The sequence below is a fragment of the Sneathiella limimaris genome, assembly GCF_012932565.1.
GTDB lineage: Bacteria > Pseudomonadota > Alphaproteobacteria > Sneathiellales > Sneathiellaceae > Sneathiella > Sneathiella limimaris.
In genome coordinates, this window is record NZ_JABBYJ010000001.1 from 635,421 (window position 1) to 652,406 (window position 16,986).

At 46.6% G+C, this 16,986-nt stretch carries 16 protein-coding genes; 7 read left to right on the plus strand and 9 right to left on the minus strand.

What is annotated here, in order from left to right; all coding sequences use genetic code 11:
- The first annotated feature begins 57 nt into the window (after positions 1 to 57).
- From leuS to holA, 3 genes are read left to right on the plus strand one after another with little or no spacing between them, the layout of a single operon-like run.
- Positions 58 to 2,616 (plus strand): leucine--tRNA ligase, encoded by a 2,559-nt coding sequence (gene leuS / locus HH301_RS03020; protein WP_169566591.1) that lies wholly within the window; start codon positions 58 to 60, stop codon positions 2,614 to 2,616.
- A complete protein-coding gene (gene lptE, locus HH301_RS03025; RefSeq protein ID WP_169566592.1) occupies positions 2,606 to 3,100 on the plus strand; it encodes an LPS assembly lipoprotein LptE in 495 nt (164 codons plus the stop codon). The genes leuS and lptE overlap by 11 nt, the downstream gene beginning before the upstream one ends.
- Positions 3,101 to 3,106: 6 nt before the next feature.
- Positions 3,107 to 4,126, plus strand: a complete 1,020-nt coding sequence (holA, locus tag HH301_RS03030) for a DNA polymerase III subunit delta (protein ID WP_169566593.1) — start codon at positions 3,107 to 3,109, stop codon at positions 4,124 to 4,126.
- An 11-nt stretch (positions 4,127 to 4,137) separates the two neighbouring features.
- On the opposite strand, the gene HH301_RS03035 is transcribed toward holA, so the two are convergent.
- The 6 genes from HH301_RS03035 to HH301_RS03060 all read right to left on the minus strand — a co-directional run bounded on the left by HH301_RS03035 (position 4,138) and on the right by HH301_RS03060 (position 10,092).
- Complete coding sequence (locus HH301_RS03035; protein WP_169566594.1) at positions 4,138 to 5,085, minus strand: ParB/RepB/Spo0J family partition protein; 948 nt, start codon at positions 5,083 to 5,085, stop codon at positions 4,138 to 4,140.
- A gap of 18 nt (positions 5,086 to 5,103) precedes the next feature.
- Complete coding sequence (locus HH301_RS03040) at positions 5,104 to 5,907, minus strand: ParA family protein (RefSeq protein ID WP_169566595.1); 804 nt, start codon at positions 5,905 to 5,907, stop codon at positions 5,104 to 5,106.
- Positions 5,908 to 5,921: 14 nt separating this feature from the next.
- Positions 5,922 to 6,527, minus strand: coding sequence for a 16S rRNA (guanine(527)-N(7))-methyltransferase RsmG (gene rsmG, locus HH301_RS03045; RefSeq protein ID WP_169566596.1), 606 nt, complete (start codon positions 6,525 to 6,527; stop codon positions 5,922 to 5,924).
- A 9-nt stretch (positions 6,528 to 6,536) separates the two neighbouring features.
- Positions 6,537 to 8,402 carry a tRNA uridine-5-carboxymethylaminomethyl(34) synthesis enzyme MnmG gene (gene mnmG, locus HH301_RS03050; RefSeq protein ID WP_169566597.1) on the minus strand — a complete coding sequence of 622 codons (1,866 nt, stop codon included), beginning with the start codon at positions 8,400 to 8,402 and terminating at the stop codon, positions 6,537 to 6,539.
- Positions 8,403 to 8,498: 96 nt separating this feature from the next.
- Positions 8,499 to 9,824: a tRNA uridine-5-carboxymethylaminomethyl(34) synthesis GTPase MnmE gene (gene mnmE / locus HH301_RS03055; protein WP_169566598.1), complete on the minus strand. Its 1,326-nt coding sequence runs from the start codon at positions 9,822 to 9,824 to the stop codon at positions 8,499 to 8,501.
- A 19-nt stretch (positions 9,825 to 9,843) separates the two neighbouring features.
- On the minus strand, positions 9,844 to 10,092 hold the full coding sequence (locus HH301_RS03060) for a DUF6489 family protein (protein ID WP_169566599.1): 249 nt from the start codon (positions 10,090 to 10,092) through the stop codon (positions 9,844 to 9,846).
- 109 nt (positions 10,093 to 10,201) lie between these two features.
- Here HH301_RS03060 and HH301_RS03065 point away from each other — a divergent pair, with 109 nt between their 5' ends.
- From HH301_RS03065 to HH301_RS03080, 4 genes are all read left to right on the plus strand, one after another.
- On the plus strand, positions 10,202 to 12,226 hold the full coding sequence (locus tag HH301_RS03065) for a thioredoxin domain-containing protein (protein ID WP_169566600.1): 2,025 nt from the start codon (positions 10,202 to 10,204) through the stop codon (positions 12,224 to 12,226).
- A 4-nt stretch (positions 12,227 to 12,230) separates the two neighbouring features.
- Entirely contained in the window at positions 12,231 to 12,710 is a 480-nt protein-coding gene (locus HH301_RS03070) for a methylated-DNA--[protein]-cysteine S-methyltransferase (RefSeq protein WP_169566601.1), read from the plus strand.
- Positions 12,711 to 12,754: 44 nt separating this feature from the next.
- Complete coding sequence (locus HH301_RS03075; RefSeq protein ID WP_169566602.1) at positions 12,755 to 13,729, plus strand: quinone oxidoreductase family protein; 975 nt, start codon at positions 12,755 to 12,757, stop codon at positions 13,727 to 13,729.
- A 232-nt stretch (positions 13,730 to 13,961) separates the two neighbouring features.
- A complete protein-coding gene (locus tag HH301_RS03080) occupies positions 13,962 to 14,528 on the plus strand; it encodes a nucleotidyltransferase family protein (protein WP_169566603.1) in 567 nt (188 codons plus the stop codon).
- A gap of 144 nt (positions 14,529 to 14,672) precedes the next feature.
- On the opposite strand, the gene HH301_RS03085 is transcribed toward HH301_RS03080, so the two are convergent.
- From HH301_RS03085 to rho, 3 genes are all read right to left on the minus strand, one after another.
- On the minus strand, positions 14,673 to 15,080 hold the full coding sequence (locus HH301_RS03085) for a hypothetical protein (RefSeq protein WP_169566604.1): 408 nt from the start codon (positions 15,078 to 15,080) through the stop codon (positions 14,673 to 14,675).
- 10 nt (positions 15,081 to 15,090) lie between these two features.
- Positions 15,091 to 15,336 (minus strand): AbrB/MazE/SpoVT family DNA-binding domain-containing protein, encoded by a 246-nt coding sequence (locus HH301_RS03090; RefSeq protein ID WP_169566605.1) that lies wholly within the window; start codon positions 15,334 to 15,336, stop codon positions 15,091 to 15,093.
- Between the two features lie 162 nt (positions 15,337 to 15,498).
- Positions 15,499 to 16,755 (minus strand): transcription termination factor Rho, encoded by a 1,257-nt coding sequence (gene rho, locus HH301_RS03095; protein ID WP_169566606.1) that lies wholly within the window; start codon positions 16,753 to 16,755, stop codon positions 15,499 to 15,501.
- Between the last annotated feature and the right edge of the window lie 231 nt (positions 16,756 to 16,986).

Here is a 16,986-nt window from a genome sequence, read left to right on the forward strand (position 1 = left end):
TTAAATCCTCAGAATTATAGAGACAGTATAAATAGAGATACGGACCCGATAATACAGATGTCCCGGTACAATGCGAAAGAGGTTGAAGCCAAATGGCAATCAACCTGGGAAACCAAACAGACCTTCAAATCTGAAACAGATAAATCTCGGCCCAAATATTACGTGCTGGAGATGTTCCCATATCCGTCTGGCAATATTCATATCGGACATGTCCGAAATTATACCATGGGTGATGTTGTTGCCCGCTTTAAACGAGCGCGCGGATTTAATGTTCTTCATCCGATGGGTTGGGACGCATTTGGCCTTCCGGCTGAAAATGCAGCGCGGGATAAGAAGATCCATCCAGCAGAATGGACTTATGCCAATATCGCAAACATGCGAAGAGAGCTGAAATCTATGGGTCTTTCCCTGGATTGGAGCAAAGAGCTTGCGACCTGTCATCCAGGCTATTATGGCAAACAACAGAAACTCTTCTTGGATTTTCTGGACAAAGGTTTGGTTTATCGAAAAGAAAGCTGGGTCAATTGGGATCCTGTCGATATGACAGTTCTTGCCAATGAGCAGGTTATCGATGGTCGAGGGTGGCGCTCTGGCGCCTTAGTTGAAAAACGCAAATTAAATCAATGGATGTTCCGCATTTCTGACTATAGTGAAGAATTGCTGGAAAGCCTGAAAACCCTCGATCGTTGGCCTGAGCGTGTTCGCCTAATGCAGGAAAACTGGATTGGCAAATCCTCAGGTGCCCGCATCAATTTCAAGATCACAGATCGGGATGATGCACTTGAAATTTACACAACGCGCCCAGACACCCTTTTTGGTGCCAGCTTCATGGCCGTTGCAGCTGACCACCCATTGACTCAGGAACTGGCGAAAGAAAATCCAGCGATCGCGGAATTTGTCGCAGAATGTCACCGCATGGGGACTAGCGAAGAAGCGATCGAAAAAGCTGAGAAAAAAGGCGTTGATACGGGTCTGACAACAGATCATCCTTTCATTCCCGGCAAAACCTTACCCATCTATGTGGCCAACTTTGTCTTGATGGATTACGGAACTGGCGCCATTTTCGGCTGTCCTGGCCATGACCAGCGCGACTATGAGTTCGCTACAAAATATGGTCTCGATATCACCCGAGTAGTTGCCGGCCCTGATGGGGAAACCGGCCCGCTAAGCAATGAGCCCTATATTGGGCCTGGTGAGATCATCAATTCGGAATTCCTCAATGGGTTGGATGTTGAGGCCGCCAAGAAAGCTGCAATTTCAAAACTTTCTGAAGATGATATCGGATCCGAAACGATTAATTACCGTCTTCGAGACTGGGGAATTTCCCGTCAGCGCTATTGGGGCTGCCCAATTCCGGTTGTCCATTGCCCCTCTTGCGGCACTGTTCCAGAAAAGGCAGAGAACCTTCCAGTTGAGCTGCCTGAGGACGTTACCTTCGATAAGCCGGGGAACCCGCTGGATCATCATCCTACCTGGAAACAAACATCCTGTCCGTCTTGCGGCGCAGACGCAACACGTGAGACAGACACTATGGACACCTTTGTTGACAGCTCCTGGTACTTTGCCCGCTTCTGTGCTCCTCGGGATGAGGATCCAGTTAATCGGGAGGATGTAGATTACTGGCTACCGGTGGATCAGTATATTGGCGGTATCGAGCATGCGATCCTTCATTTGCTCTATTCCCGCTTCTTCACCCGCGCGATGACAGAAACTGGCGCTATTGACCTGGCAGAGCCGTTCGCTGGTCTCTTTACGCAAGGCATGGTGACACATGAAACCTATCGAAGCGCATCTGGTGAATGGCTTTTCCCTCAGGATGTTGTGACCAACGATGCTGGTGAGTTTGTTCATGTGGAAACAGGCGAAAAAGTAACCGTTGGCGGCGTCGAAAAGATGTCCAAATCCAAGAAAAACGTTGTCGACCCTGCGGAAATTATCGACAAATTCGGTGCGGATGCGGCCCGCTGGTTTGTTCTATCAGACAGCCCGCCTGATCGGGATATGGAATGGACTGATGCTGGTGCAACAGGCGCCTGGCGCTTCAAACAGCGTCTTTATCGCTTTGTTACAGAAAATCTTGATAAAGCTGCTCCGGTTGGAAGCGAAGCCCCATCAACTATCGACGGTGATGCGCTTACCCTCCGTAAAGAGACCCATAAAACATTGAGTCTCGTGACAGACAGTATTGAAAAGCTTCACTTCAATACAGCGATCGCCAGAATTTATGAGTATATGAAAGCTCTCGCTGAATTTGTTCCCTCTGATGAAGGCGGTGCCTGGGCATTGAGAGAGGCTATGGAAGTCATGGTGTCCATGGTTGGACCAATGATGCCCCATTTGGCAGAAGAACTTTGGGAAATCCTGGGTCATTCAACCTTATTGGCTGACACAACCTGGCCAACGGCAATTCCAGAGCTGACGGTCGACGATACGGTTACAGTAGCTGTTCAGGTCAAAGGTAAGCTAAGGGGTACTCTTGAGGTTGCCAAAGACGAAGACAAGGATAAGGTGGAAGCACTCGCACTTGAAATTGAGTCGGTTCAACGCGCTATCGGCGATAACCAAATCCGTAAAGTCATTGTGGTTCCAAACCGGATTGTAAACATTGTTATCTAGACTTGCGATACTCTTTGTAATACTCCTTTCGGTTGCAGCTTGCGGCTTTCAGCCCTTGTACGGTCGGCAAACGCAAAATGCCAAAGTCACAGCTGCACTCGATCAAACTTATGTACTTCCCATAGAAGGCAGGGTGGGTCAAATTGTTCGCAATGAACTTCTCGATCGCGTCAGCCCCAAAGGGTTGCCAAGCCGCTCACTTTACCAGCTGAAGGTTAAATTACGTGAGGTAAAGCAAGGTCTAGCGATTGACAAGTCTGACTCGACAAACCGTTATAACCTTACCCTCATCGGACAGTACACCCTCCTCGATTCTTCCGGGAAAACAGCTGTCTATAAAGGAAGTGCACAATCTGTCGCCTCTTACAATGTGGTTGATTCCGATTTTGCAAACCTGGCTGCAGAAAAAAATGCGCAGAAGCGTTCAGCAATCGTTGTCGCCGAAGAAATCCACCGCCAGTTGTCTGTATTCCTGTCCCGGTAAGATGAGATGGAATTCAAAACTGGTCAACTGAACAGCTTTTTGAAGTCCCCAGACAAGTCTCTTCGGGTTTTTCTTTTCTACGGACAGGACGATGGGTTGGTAAGAGAAAGCGGCAAGAAGATTGCGCTTACCGTTCTTGACAGTCTTGATGATCCCTTTGCCTACAGTGAGCTTGATGCCACTCAATTGGAAGGTGATCCAGCCCGAATTCGCGACGAAATAGAGGCAATTTCCATGATGGGCGGGGAGCGGGTCGTCCGTCTGCGGGCTGTCTCAAATACCCATGCCAAAATGATCCAGGCCACATTGGATGCCGATTTTTCCAATACCCTCTTTATCATCGAGGCCGGAGATTTAAAGAAAACGGCAGCACTCGTTAAATCAATAGGGGCCCTTAAATTTGGGGTCACTATGGCCTGCTACCATGACCGAGCACAGGACATTGGCAGTCTTATCACCGAGGTTCTTGGAAAAGCGCAAATTACTGCTTCGCCAGACGTTCAGGAATATTTGAGGTCCTCCCTTGGGAACGATCGTGCCATATCCCGTCAGGAATTGGACAAGCTTGTTCTCTATAAAGGGAAGGATAAAACCCCCCTACTCCTTGAAGAAGTCCGCCAGGTTATCGGAGATAGTTCTGCTGAGAGCGTCTTCGACGTTCTGGATGCCACCCTCCTTGGGAATCTGGCCGGGCTGGAGAAATCAATCGATAAAGCTTTTTTTGCAGGCGAGTCCCCAATTACTTTCCTTCGTTTGCTGCAGGGGCAGATAAAACAGCTTCATAAGGCAGCTGCCCTAAAGGAAAAGGGAAACCCGCTTAATATTGCTGTCAAAAAAGCTGGGATTGCACCTTTCAATCAGAATAAGGCACAAAGCCAAATTGGAAACCGGCCCAGTCTGCATTTTGCCAAATGCCTTGAAATCATTCTACAAGCAGAAATAGAATGTAAAAAAACAGGCGCACCAGCAGAAACTTTATGCAGACGCGCCTTAATGCGGGTATCTATGGCAAATAGAAATCGGTAACTATTTGAAAATTAATGAAAATCCTCATCTAGAGCGGAAGATGGATCCTCATCAAACTCATCCTCCTCATAAAGTTCATTTACCGTATTACGGGTAAGTCTTCGACATATATCATCAAGCTGATCGAGATGATCGTAAGCAATTGTGATCTGACCGACACCACTTTGCTTATGAGAAATGGAAACTCTCATGCCAATTGCAGCAGATAAATCCCCTTCTAGAGCGAGCGTATCTTGATCTTTCGTACTCCGGGACGGTGAGCTCGCTCTATTTGAGGGTTTTTTACTGACGATTTTCTCAATTTCACGAACAGATAACCCTTCCTGAATAACTTTCCGGGCCAATGCCTCTGGATTATCAGCCATTAAAATGGAACGGGCAGCACCTGCGCTGAGTTCTTTTTGATTGACCATCTCCTGAACGCTGGCTGGCAATGAAAGAAGACGCATCGTATTGGCAATATGTGATCGGCTCTTACCGAGATGTTTGGCCATTTGATCTTGAGTATAGCCATATTCATCGATCAAACGCTTATATCCTTCTGCCTCTTCGATAGAAGACAGGTCTTCACGCTGGATATTCTCAATGATCGCGATTTCCATACTGTCGGAATCGCTAAGATCCTTGATAATAACCGGAACTTCATGAAGCTGAGCGATTTGCGCTGCACGCCAGCGTCGTTCACCAGCAATAATTTCAAAAGTTCCATTACCGCTCGGGTCCCGCCGCACCAAAATGGGCTGTAACATCCCTTTTTCAGCTATCGAATCCGCCAGGCTCTCCAGCGCTTCCTGATCCCAAAGCTGGCGGGGCTGAAACGGGCTCGGATGAAGCTGTTCGACCGGAACTTCCTTAGAAGTCCTGATTTTATCCAGTTCAGTGTAATCTGCAGCGACATCATCGCCTAGCAGAGCCGATAAACCGCGTCCCAATTTCTTTTTTCCTGCATCTTCAGACATGAAAATTCGATCCATTTATCAAGCAGCGAACTGACTTTTTTCCCGTTTTATCACTTCACTGGCCAGTTTGATATAAGCCTGGCTACCAGCGCATCTGTGATCGTAGATCAAGGCTGGCTTTCCATGACTTGGAGCCTCAGAAACCCTCACATTTCGGGGAATAACAGTCTGATAGACCTTATCTCCCAGATAATCGCGAACATCCTGGGCCACCTGATCAGATAATCTGTTGCGTTTATCGAACATGGTCAAGACCACGCCTTGAATTTCAAGCTCTGGATTAAGGGTAGATTTGACGCGCTCTATTGTCTTCATCAACAGGCTCAAACCTTCCAACGCGAAAAATTCGCATTGCAGTGGAACAATGACGGACTGTACCGCAACCAAGGCATTAAGTGTTAGAAGGTTCAAGGAGGGCGGACAATCGATCAGGATATAGTCATAATCCGATTTAACAGCCTGCAGAGCCATCGTTAGACGGTGGCTGCGATGTGGCATCTCAATCAGTTCCAGTTCCGCCCCTGTCAGATCTGCGGTCGAAGGAACCAGGTCCAGGTTGGGGATGACGCTCTTACAAATAGCCGTTTTCATAGGAATATCGCCCATGATCACGTCGTAAACGTTTTTCTCTCGCGCATGACGATCAATACCAAGGCCCGTGCTGGCATTTCCCTGCGGATCAATATCAATGATCAGGACGGTTTTTCCAACCGCTGCCAAGGCTGTTGCCAGATTGATAGCAGTTGTTGTTTTACCAACCCCGCCCTTCTGATTGGCAATTGCCAGAATTCTTGAGGATCCAACGATGCGAAGTTCTTCCATACTCGCCCCCTGTGCTAAAGCGGGCGGACATTCCTCAATTGCAGAACGCAGCCCTCAGAACTGGATAAACTGGAGTGTTTAACAGCGTCCATATTCCAACATTTTGCGGCATTGGTCAATTCCGCATCTACATCTTGTCCCTTTAAAAACAAAAATGTTGTTTTTTCGGTCGCAAATTTATGACCCAGATCTAGCAGTTTTTCGAGTGAGGCAAGCGCTCTAGCAGAGATAACATTAGCCTTAAACGGCTCAATTGCCTCAATTCTTTTGGTATGAACTGTAATTGGCGTGGATGTTTCACGTGAAACTTCACGCATGAATTGACACTTCCGAAGATCACTTTCAATGACATGAACATCGTGATCTGTTGCCATGGCTACCACTAATGCTGGAAACCCAGCCCCACTTCCCAAATCCACCCAGATGGATTTTTCTTTGGGTCCGTATTGAATAACCTGATAGCTATCCAGAATATGTCGGATCCAAACATCGGGAAGTGTAGATTTACTGACCAAGTTGATCGCCTTCTGCCACTTGTTCAGAAGCGCAACATAGGTTTCCAGTTTTTCCAGTGTTTCACGTGAAACACCAGTCAACTGTTGGAATTCCTGTTTAGACATGTTTAGTAGTTATCCAGCGATTTTCCGATGGTCGCCCCGTTTGACGTAGGACAACAAGGCCGTAAGAGCTGCAGGGGTGACACCTGAAATTCGGGCCGCCTGACCTAAAGTGTCTGGTCGGGTGTCTTTTAGCTTCTGACGAACCTCTGATGACAGCCCACCGATTTTATCATAGTCCAGATTGGTTGGCAGGATCAGGGCTTCATCCTTTCGGAATTCCCGAATGTCAGCCTTCTGTCGGTCCAGATACCCCTTATACTGAGCATCGATTGCAACCTGCTCCAATATGGTTTTATCAAACTGCGTAGTCTCTGGCCAAATCTCAGCGATCATTTCAAGATCAATATCCGGATAGGCAAGCAAATCAGAAGCAGATCTTCTCACACCATCCTGATTAACATTGAGCCCTTTCGCACGGGCCTCATTCGGTGTCAGCGTTAGATCTCCGAACAGAGTTTTAGCTTTTGCCAAATCAGCCTGTTTAGCTTCGAAGGCTCTTTTGCGATCCAAGCCAACACAGCCGATTTCTAAACCCAGATTTGTCAGCCGACTATCAGCATTATCTGCCCTGAGGACGAGACGATATTCAGCCCGGGAGGTAAACATCCGATAAGGCTCCTGCGTGCCACGGGTCACCAAGTCATCAATCATGACCCCCATATAGGCATCTGCCCGATCCAGGATAAAGGCCCCATCACCACCAGCAGCACGGGCTGCGTTGATCCCCGCCAACAGACCTTGTGCGGCCGCCTCTTCATAGCCGGTCGTTCCGTTTATCTGTCCCGCTAGATAAAGGTTTTTCAGACGCCGGGTTTCCAGCGTATGACGCAGTTCACGTGGGTCAACAAAGTCATACTCAATGGCGTAACCAGCCTGATAAAATTCAACTTTTTCCAATCCGGGAATTGAACGGAGGAATGCGACCTGAACATCAGCCGGTAAGGATGTGGACATACCATTCGGATAAATCGTATCCACATCCAGCCCTTCTGGCTCCAGAAAAATCTGGTGACTAGACTTATCCGCAAAGCGTACAACTTTGTCTTCAATTGAAGGACAATAGCGCGGACCCGTTCCTGTAATCTCACCTGAATACATCGGCGCCCGATGTAGATTATCACGGATAACCTGATGGGTTTTTTCCGTCGTGTAAGTGATATGACAACAAATCTGAGGGGTCGTAATTTCCTTCGTCAGGAAAGAAAATGGAACTGGTTCATCATCCCCCGGCTGTTCTTCCAGAACGGACCAATTGATAGTTTTCCCATCCAGTCGTGCGGGTGTCCCTGTTTTCAACCGACCCAGTTCAAATCCAGCCCGCTCAAGTGTCACCGATAGTCCATTTGACGGATCATCACCTATCCGGCCTGCCGGGATCTTTTTCTCACCCATATGGATCAGACCCCGAAGGAAGGTACCAGTGGTGAGGATAACTTTACCTGAGCGGATTTCGGTTCCATCAGCCGTAATCGCCCCCAGAACTTCTCCATTTTCGACAATAAGATCCTCAACAGCCGCAGCCTTGATCGTCAAGTTATCCTGCCCATTAAGAGCATCTTGCATAGCGGCTTTGTAAAGCTTCCGATCTGATTGTGCCCGGGGACCGCGAACGGCTGGACCCTTCCGACGATTAAGCAGACGAAATTGAATACCGGCAGCATCAGCGACCCGGCCCATAACCCCATCAAGCGCATCAATTTCACGCACAAGGTGACCCTTGCCCAAACCTCCGATCGCAGGGTTACAGGACATGGCACCAATGGTATCAAGCTTGTGGGTCAGTAAAAGGGTATTTGCCCCCATACGGGCAGAAGCGGCAGCGGCCTCACAGCCAGCATGTCCACCCCCAATTACAATTACGTCATATACAGTCATGAGCGCCAATTTAGGAATAGAAATTCAAATGTCAAAACAATAATGGGAGGGATAAAGAATTGGTCACTGTTTCACGTGAAACAGAATAAAAAACCCCTATTTTCCAATACAAAAATCCCCAAAAACCACGTCCAGAATATCTTCCACATCAACCCGTCCCGTGATTCTACCCAGCGCCCGAACCGCAAGTCGCACATCCTCCGCCGCCAACTCCGGATCAGGCGCCTGGTCAAAACGATCCAGAGCCTCAATACAGTCTTCAAGTGACTGACGATGACGAAGACGTGTTAAAGATGGTGCCCCCGAAACATCCAAGCGGTTAACCACATCTTCTTCCAGTTGCTGAAGGAAGAGATCTAATCCCTCCTCGGTCTTCACGGATAAATAAAAATGGCGAGGGTGATCCGTAGGTCCCGGTTTTTGAGCCCCCAGATCTGCCTTATTGTAAATCCGGTAACTTTCATCTGTCATCAGATCGGAAAATTCAACCGGTGCATCAGATCCCATTGCGGCCTCTGTCATGAAAATCAGAATATCCGCCGCTTCAGCACGAGCACGGGCACGGCGCACGCCTTCACGCTCCACCAAATCAGTAGCATCACGAATACCTGCGGTATCAGCTATTGTCACAGGATATCCAGCTAGGTCCAAATGAACTTCCACAATGTCCCGGGTTGTTCCTGCTTGTTCAGAAACAATAGCCGCTTCTTTTCGCGCCAGTTTATTCAATAAACTGGATTTCCCGATATTCGGAGCGCCCAAAATAACAACATCCAGACCTTCCCGAATTTTTTCACCCCTATGGCCATCGGCAAGATGCTGTTTCATCTCCCCTTTCAGCCGGTCAATCTTGGGACGAATAGCGCTGGCTACCCCTTCAGGCAGATCCTCATCCGGAAAATCAATGTCCGCTTCCAGATGCGCAAGGCTTTGAATGAGTTCTTCTCTCCATGCTGTGTAAATAGCTCCCAGTTCACCCCGCATTTGACGTAGGGCCTGCTGATGCTGGGCATGGGTCTCAGCATTGACAAGATCGCCAATACCCTCCGCTTCTGTCAGGTCAAGCTTACCATTCTCAAATGCACGACGGGTGAATTCCCCTGGGTCAGCTGGGCGAAAGTCTTCTAAACCGCTCAAATTATCAAAAAGGGCAGTTACCAGGGCTGGACCGCCATGAAGATGGATCTCGACCACATCTTCACCCGTGAAGCTTTCCGGCCCCTTAAATAGAAGAACGAGTGCCTCGTCGATCAAATAAGATCCATCCAGCGACCAAATTTCCCTGACTGATGCCATTCGAATGGCAGGCAGAGTTTTTTTGGTGAGCTTTTCAAGAGCCGTAAAAGCAGAAGGCCCTGAAATCCGGATGACAGATACACCCGCCCGGCCCCGGCCACTGGCCAGTGCAAAAATTGTATCCATAAGGTATCAGATCCGTTTTTTAATCTTCAGACTTGTCTTTCGAACCCGAAAAGGAATTCCAGAACATATTTTGCATCTGATCAAATCCCTTCATTCCTGCTGGGAACCAGGTCTTCATCATGTTTTCTGGATCCATGCGGGAAATATTTTCCATCATCTTTCTCTGGATCTCATCCATCACGGCCTTTTGCATGGGTTCCACATCGGGCAGACCAAAAAATTTCCTTGCTTCCTCTGGTGTACACTCAATATCAACGTTAACCTTCATGGACAGGACTCCTTGTATTGTCCGCAAGAGAACGATATTGAAGGTAAGTGAAAATCTGAGGTGGATCAATCAGATGGATGTGTTTCACCCAAAATAAATAGGAAAACCCATGGAAAATGTCCTGGATCAGGAAACAAGCCCCTATTTGCTGCAACACAAAGACAACCCAGTCCACTGGCAGCCGTGGGGAGACAAAGCCCTGGATCAGGCAAAACGAGAGGGAAAGCCCATTCTTCTGAGTGTGGGTTACGCAGCCTGTCACTGGTGCCATGTCATGGCCCATGAAAGTTTTGAGGATCCAGAAGTCGCTGCGGTAATGAATGACCTCTTTGTCAATATCAAGGTGGACCGAGAAGAGCGTCCAGATATTGATAACATTTATCAGACTGCCCTCGCCCTTCTTGGAGAGCAAGGCGGTTGGCCGCTCACCATGTTCCTTAATTCAAAGGGAGAGCCTTTTTGGGGCGGAACCTATTTTCCAAAGGAAAGTGCTTATGGACGGCCAGGTTTTATCCATGTCTTGAATTCTGTCTCTGAGATTTTTAAGAACGAGCCTGAAAAAGTCACCAAAAACCGCGATATTCTGAAAGAAGCGCTGAAAAATCAAAATAGTATACCGGATGGAGATCGCCCAAAACTCAATTCTGAGGTTCTGGATCGCATAGCGCTCCGATATGCGGATGAAGCTGACTTAGAGCATGGTGGAATAGGTTCAGCTCCTAAATTTCCTCAGACCTATGTTCTTGAAAACCTGTGGCGGAGCTATGTCCGTACCCAAAATGAGACCCTTGCTGATATTGTCATAAAGGCCCTCACCCATATGTCCCAAGGGGGTATTTACGATCATCTTGGAGGTGGTTACGCCCGCTATTCAACTGATCAGGAGTGGCTTGTCCCACATTTTGAGAAGATGCTCTATGACAATGCATTAATCCTGGATCTGATGCTTCTGGTTCATCAGGAAACGAAGAGCGATCTGTTTAAAGAGCGTATCTATGAGACTGCTGATTGGCTAATTCGAGAAATGATCGGAGAAAATGGGGCTTTCAGTGCCACCATCGATGCCGACAGTGAAGGTGTTGAAGGAAAGTTTTATGTCTGGGATCTAGAGGAAATCACTGAAATCCTTGGGGATCAAGCGGCCCAGTTTGCAGAAATCTATGGGATTGAGGCTGAAGGAAATTGGGAAGGCAAGAACATTCTTCACCGGCTTCACTATCCCACCTATATGGACCCAGAGACTGAAGCCGCACTGCTGCCTTTGCGAGAAAAATTGTTTGAAGTCCGGAAAACCCGGATTGCGCCAGGACTTGATACCAAAATCCTGACAGATTGGAATGGGTTAATGATAGCAACCCTTGCCAAGGCTGGGGATTATTTTTCTGAAGTTCGCTGGGTGGAACAGGCTGAAAACGCCTTTACCGCCATCACCACAACCAGCATGAACGATGATGGACGCCTTTTTCATAGTTACCGCTTGGGCCAAGCCAAGCATACCGGCATGCTGGAAGATTACACCAATATGGCGCGAGCCGCCCTCACCCTATTTGAGATTACGGGTAAAACCTTTTATATGGAGCGGGCCATCACCTGGGTTGAAGTGCTCAACACTCATTTCTGGGATGATAAAGAAGGTGGTTATTACCAAACAGCAGATGATGCCTCCGATTTGATTATCAGAGCCAAGTCCGCATTTGATAATGCTGTTCCCTCTGGCAATGGAACAATCCTAGAAGTTCTTGCCAAACTCCATTACCTGACAGGCGAACGGGCTTATTTTGAAAAGGCGACCGACATTGTTCGCGCGTTTTCCATTCAACTTGGACGGAATTTCTTCCCACTTGCCACTTTCCTCAATAATTTTGAAACCCTCGTCGAAGGGAAGCAAATCATTATTGTTGGAGGACGTGAAGAAGCTGAAGTCCAAGATTTACTTAAAGAAATTCGAAATTTCAGTCTGCCGGCAAAAGTTCTCAATATCATTCCAGATACAGAGAACCTGCCTTTTGACCATCCAGCCAAAGGGAAAACTCGAATTGATGGAAAGCCTGCCGCATATGTCTGTACAGGTCCAGTATGCTCACTCCCGGCAACAACGCCTGTTGATCTCAGTAATATCCTGAAAGGGAATTAAACAAATGGCTCAGCTTTCCATGCATAGCCCTGTTGGGGATCTCACAATTACTGAAGAGGACGGCGAGATCATTTCCCTGGATTGGGGTTGGATCCCTGCGGAATGGCAAAGCGAAACACCCTTGCTGAGGGAAGCTATCGAACAACTAAATGACTATTTCGATGGCAATCGCGTGGATTTCGATCTTCCCTTCAATCCCCCCGGAACCCCTTTTCAGAAGGCGGTCTGCGCAGCTATGTTGAAAATTCCCGGTGGGTCGACCAAATCCTATGGAGAGCTCGCCGAAGAACTCGATAGCTCTGCACAAGCCGTCGGGAATGCTTGCGGACATAATCCCATTCCCATCCTAATCCCCTGCCACCGTGTGTTGGCTGCAGGACGAGAAATGGGAGGCTATTCCGGTGACGGAGGCCTGCAAACCAAAAAATGGCTATTGGCCCTTGAAAAGGCCTTGCCGCCACAACAAGAAGAGCTCAATCTTTAAATCATATTTTTAGGGCGCATCCTATAGTCAACAAAGGTATCAAAATGACAAAAGCCATTACATTTAAAGAACCAGGAGGACCGGAAGTTCTAAAATGGGAGGACGTGGAAGTTGGAAAACCGGGACCTGGTGAAGTCCGGATAAAACATTCCGCTGTTGGCCTCAATTACATTGATGTCTATTTCAGAACCGGTCTCTATCCAGCCCCCCTCCCCAATGTTCCTGGTATGGAAGCTGTTGGAATTGTTCAAGAAATCGGCGAAGGTGTTAAATATGTAAAGGTTGGTGACCGGGTCGCTTATGCGGGACGTCCTATCGGGGCTTACGCCGAAGAACGTGTGATGCCAGAAGATGGACTGGTACAAATTCCTGATACTATTGATGATGAAACTGCAGCAGCCATGATGTTGCAAGGAATGACCGTCGAATATCTTCTACAGCGAACGTTTCACGTGAAACAAGGCGACACGATCCTCTTTCATGCCGCAGCCGGTGGTGTTGGACTGATTGCCTGCCAATGGGCAAAACATATTGGTGCAACTGTCATAGGAACTGTCGGATCAGAAGAAAAAGCTGAACTTGCGAAGGCTCATGGCTGTGACCACACCATTAATTATCGCACAGAAGACTTTCAAAAGCGGGTAATGGAGATAACCGATGGTAAAGGTGTACCGGTCGTTTATGACAGTATTGGCAAAGACACTTTTATGAGCTCTCTGGACTGTCTGCAACCTCGAGGACTGATGGTTTCCTTCGGAAATGCAACAGGTCCTGTTGATAATCTGGACCTTGGAACATTGGCTGCTAAAGGCTCACTTTATGTCACCCGGCCTACACTGATGACTTATAACGCTGAGCGTCCAGACCTCGAAAAATCAGCAGCTGATCTGATCAAATTGGTCAGTGACGGGACTCTAAAAATCAGCATTGGACAACGGTATCATCTGTCAGAAGCTGCAAAAGCGCATGAAGATCTGGAAGCCCGGAAGACTACAGGATCCACGATTTTCACACTCTAATTTAAAAAACAGAGTAAAATCTGAAAAAGCATCTCCATATTTTGGAGATGCTTTTTTGTATTAATAAATTCAACTACTTAGTATTTAGTAATTACATAAATAATAACTAAAATTTGACACCTATTATCGACCAATTTTTGTCAATTTATTCATAGGCAATTTTCTAATCAGAATTCAGTGAGTTACATGAAGTTAGCTTTCGATCTAAATCCAGTTACAGGAATTATATTCCATGAAAACAAAGGATGATTTGATTTCATTTCTGAAGACCCATCAGACCCTGTTCCCGCTTTTAAGACAGGTCGCTTCTGTGAAGAGAGTGAACTGTTGGATTAGCGCAGGTGTTATTCGAAATGCAGTTTGGGATCATCTTTTCGAAACTAACGAAATCTCTTCAGCAAGATCAGATGTAGACGTGATTTATTTTGATCCGAAAAAAACCGAACCTCTCCAAGATCGAGAAATTGAGGTCCAACAGAAAACTGAATATCCAGGTGTTAATTGGTCAGTCCGTAACCAAGCTCGTATGCATCTTAAAAATCAGGATCCAGCCTATCAAAGTTTGGAGAACGCCCTGGAGTATTGGCCTGAAACAGCAACCGCTATAGCAGCCCGCTATGAAGATAGAGATATAGAGATTATTGCGCCTTTTGGAGTTGAGGATCTATTGTCTGGGATCCTTCGCGTAAATCCGCTACATCCTTTGAAAAGAACAGATTTTGAAGCAAGAAAAAGGTCCAAAAACTGGCAAAAACGATGGCCTGACCTAATTTATAGGGATTCTTGTGACGATGCCTAACAAGAAGTATTAATTCCATAAAATCAGTTATTTAACATATGTAATTACATAAATTATTACTAAAATTTATGGATAAAAAAGCACTCAATTTCAGCATATCTGCTTCAATTTTTAAGCTTAACCATATTTGGAATGTAAAGCCGGCTAAACAGTGGACTTAAACTGAAACGGAATGGCATTTTTCTGGAAATAGCCAATTAGAGACTGTTCCGTATGTTGCTCTGTAGCAAGGTCATTAAAAAACTCTGCCACTTCCTCATTTGAAACATCCAGCATTAAACCATTCCGCCGAAGTGTAATCATGGCAAGCGCCATCGCAAGAGATGCATTTCCTTTTGGCGCAGGTTGCTCTGATAGGACACCTGTAAAAAGCGATGACACAAGTTCAAAAAGATCGACTGATTTATTTGCTGTGATCATCATTCGAGGCCAGGCGAGTGCCGCCCCCAATTTCACATCATCAAGATCCAGATTCTGATCAGCCTCAGATCCATACTGACGGAGCTGCCGCCGGTAAACTTCCCGGATAACTGATCGTGTTGGCAAATGCATCAGTTAAGCCTCATCGGAACAAGCGTTTCAGGGATGGTTGATAGTGAACTGCAATTTGATCATAGAGTGCCATGAAGTCATCAAATTCAGGATCGATTTTTCGAATGGCCAAACCATCCCCATCAATGGTCACCCGCAACGTGTCTCCTATCTCATAACCAAGATGACGAAGAAATTCTGCCGGGATAGTCACACCAGCTGCGCTCCCGGTTTTGCGGAGTTTGGTCTCAAATGGATTGAGATCCTTTTTCACCATTGTCTCTAATCCCTAAATTTAAAGGATAATTTTAGTAATAACATACGTAATTATAAACATATAGCCTTAATCTTGATATGATCTAAGGAATTGAAAATGCAAATAAAAAGGCGCCAGCCAAAAAAGCTGACGCCTATAAAAATTAAGATTTTTGAGGAATCACTAGGTATTCATACTATCGAAGAAATCATCGTTCGTTTTACTACCGCGTAGTTTATCGAGCAGGAATTCCATCGCATCCGTGGTACCCATTGGATTAAGAATACGGCGAAGAACCCACATTTTCTGCAAGGTTGGTTTATCGACCAGCAGTTCCTCTTTCCGGGTACCGGATTTGGTAATATCGATAGCTGGGAAGACCCTCTTATCAGAGAGTTTCCGATCCAGAATAATCTCGGAGTTACCAGTGCCTTTAAATTCTTCAAAGATCACTTCATCCATACGAGAGCCTGTATCAATCAGAGCTGTCGCCACAATTGTAAGAGATCCACCCTCTTCAATATTCCGGGCAGCACCGAAGAAGCGCTTAGGGCGTTGCAGGGCGTTGGCATCCACACCACCGGTCAAAACCTTACCACTGGACGGAACAACCGTGTTATAGGCGCGGGCAAGACGGGTAATACTATCCAGGAGGATCACAACATCCCGTTTATGTTCTACCAGGCGCTTAGCCTTTTCAATCACCATTTCTGCGACTTGTACGTGACGGGCAGCTGGCTCATCAAAGGTTGAGGAAATAACCTCTCCTTTCACGGAGCGCTTCATATCCGTCACCTCTTCCGGACGTTCATCGATAAGAAGAACGATCAAATAGACTTCCGGATTATTTGTGGTGATGGAATTGGCGATATTTTGAAGGAGAACGGTTTTACCGGTTCTTGGCGGCGCTACAATCAAAGATCGCTGCCCCTTGCCTTGCGGCGATACCAGGTCAATAACCCTGGCAGAACTGATTTCTTTGGTTGGATCTGGTGTTTCGAGCTGAATTCTCTCTTCTGGATAGAGAGGTGTCAGATTATCAAAATTAATTTTATGACGGGCTTTTTCTGGGTCTTCAAAGTTAATTTTTTGAACCTTCAGAAGGGCAAAATACCTTTCACCGTCTTTAGGGCTTCGAATTTCACCTTCAACTGTATCCCCTGTTCGAAGGGAAAATTTTCGGATCTGGCTTGGGGAGACATAAATATCATCCGGTCCTGCCAGATAGTTAGCATCCGGTGATCTCAAGAAACCAAACCCGTCCTGCAGAATTTCAAGAACACCACCACCGGTGATCTCTTCCCCCTTGTCAGCTTCGTGTTTCAAGATGGCAAACAGAAGTTCCTGTTTACGCATGGTGGAGGCATTTTCAATATCGAGAGCTTCTGCTGCTGCGAGAAGTTCTGGGGGAGTTTTCTTTTTCAGTTCTTGAAGATTCATGTAAATCTCTGAGGATTAATTAGACACAATTGAAATAGGAAAGGTAAATATTCTTACGAAGGAAAAGTAAGGATAACGCTGATTTTCAAGCGATTAAGATGTTTCTATTGAGTGGAACCAATTAGGTTGAAACAACAGGTCCCGATGATAGGGAGATCATCGGTTGAGGAAAAGAAATGCCAGCATACTCCTGGCAAGTCAACAGGCTAAAGTGAAAAAAGATCAAATATT

Excerpts from the sequence above, each read along its gene's own strand:
- leuS (WP_169566591.1), top strand. The coding sequence starts at position 58 with ATGTCCCGGTACAATGCGAAAGAGGTTGAAGCCAAATGGCAATCAACC.
- holA (WP_169566593.1), top strand. The coding sequence starts at position 3,107 with ATGGAATTCAAAACTGGTCAACTGAACAGCTTTTTGAAGTCCCCAGAC.
- HH301_RS03035 (WP_169566594.1), bottom strand. The coding sequence starts at position 5,085 with ATGTCTGAAGATGCAGGAAAAAAGAAATTGGGACGCGGTTTATCGGCT.
- HH301_RS03040 (WP_169566595.1), bottom strand. The coding sequence starts at position 5,907 with ATGGAAGAACTTCGCATCGTTGGATCCTCAAGAATTCTGGCAATTGCC.
- rsmG (WP_169566596.1), bottom strand. The coding sequence starts at position 6,527 with ATGTCTAAACAGGAATTCCAACAGTTGACTGGTGTTTCACGTGAAACA.
- mnmG (WP_169566597.1), bottom strand. The coding sequence starts at position 8,402 with ATGACTGTATATGACGTAATTGTAATTGGGGGTGGACATGCTGGCTGT.
- mnmE (WP_169566598.1), bottom strand. The coding sequence starts at position 9,824 with ATGGATACAATTTTTGCACTGGCCAGTGGCCGGGGCCGGGCGGGTGTA.
- HH301_RS03060 (WP_169566599.1), bottom strand. The coding sequence starts at position 10,092 with ATGAAGGTTAACGTTGATATTGAGTGTACACCAGAGGAAGCAAGGAAA.
- HH301_RS03065 (WP_169566600.1), top strand. The coding sequence starts at position 10,202 with ATGGAAAATGTCCTGGATCAGGAAACAAGCCCCTATTTGCTGCAACAC.
- HH301_RS03070 (WP_169566601.1), top strand. The coding sequence starts at position 12,231 with ATGGCTCAGCTTTCCATGCATAGCCCTGTTGGGGATCTCACAATTACT.
- HH301_RS03075 (WP_169566602.1), top strand. The coding sequence starts at position 12,755 with ATGACAAAAGCCATTACATTTAAAGAACCAGGAGGACCGGAAGTTCTA.
- HH301_RS03080 (WP_169566603.1), top strand. The coding sequence starts at position 13,962 with ATGAAAACAAAGGATGATTTGATTTCATTTCTGAAGACCCATCAGACC.
- HH301_RS03085 (WP_169566604.1), bottom strand. The coding sequence starts at position 15,080 with ATGCATTTGCCAACACGATCAGTTATCCGGGAAGTTTACCGGCGGCAG.
- HH301_RS03090 (WP_169566605.1), bottom strand. The coding sequence starts at position 15,336 with ATGGTGAAAAAGGATCTCAATCCATTTGAGACCAAACTCCGCAAAACC.
- rho (WP_169566606.1), bottom strand. The coding sequence starts at position 16,755 with ATGAATCTTCAAGAACTGAAAAAGAAAACTCCCCCAGAACTTCTCGCA.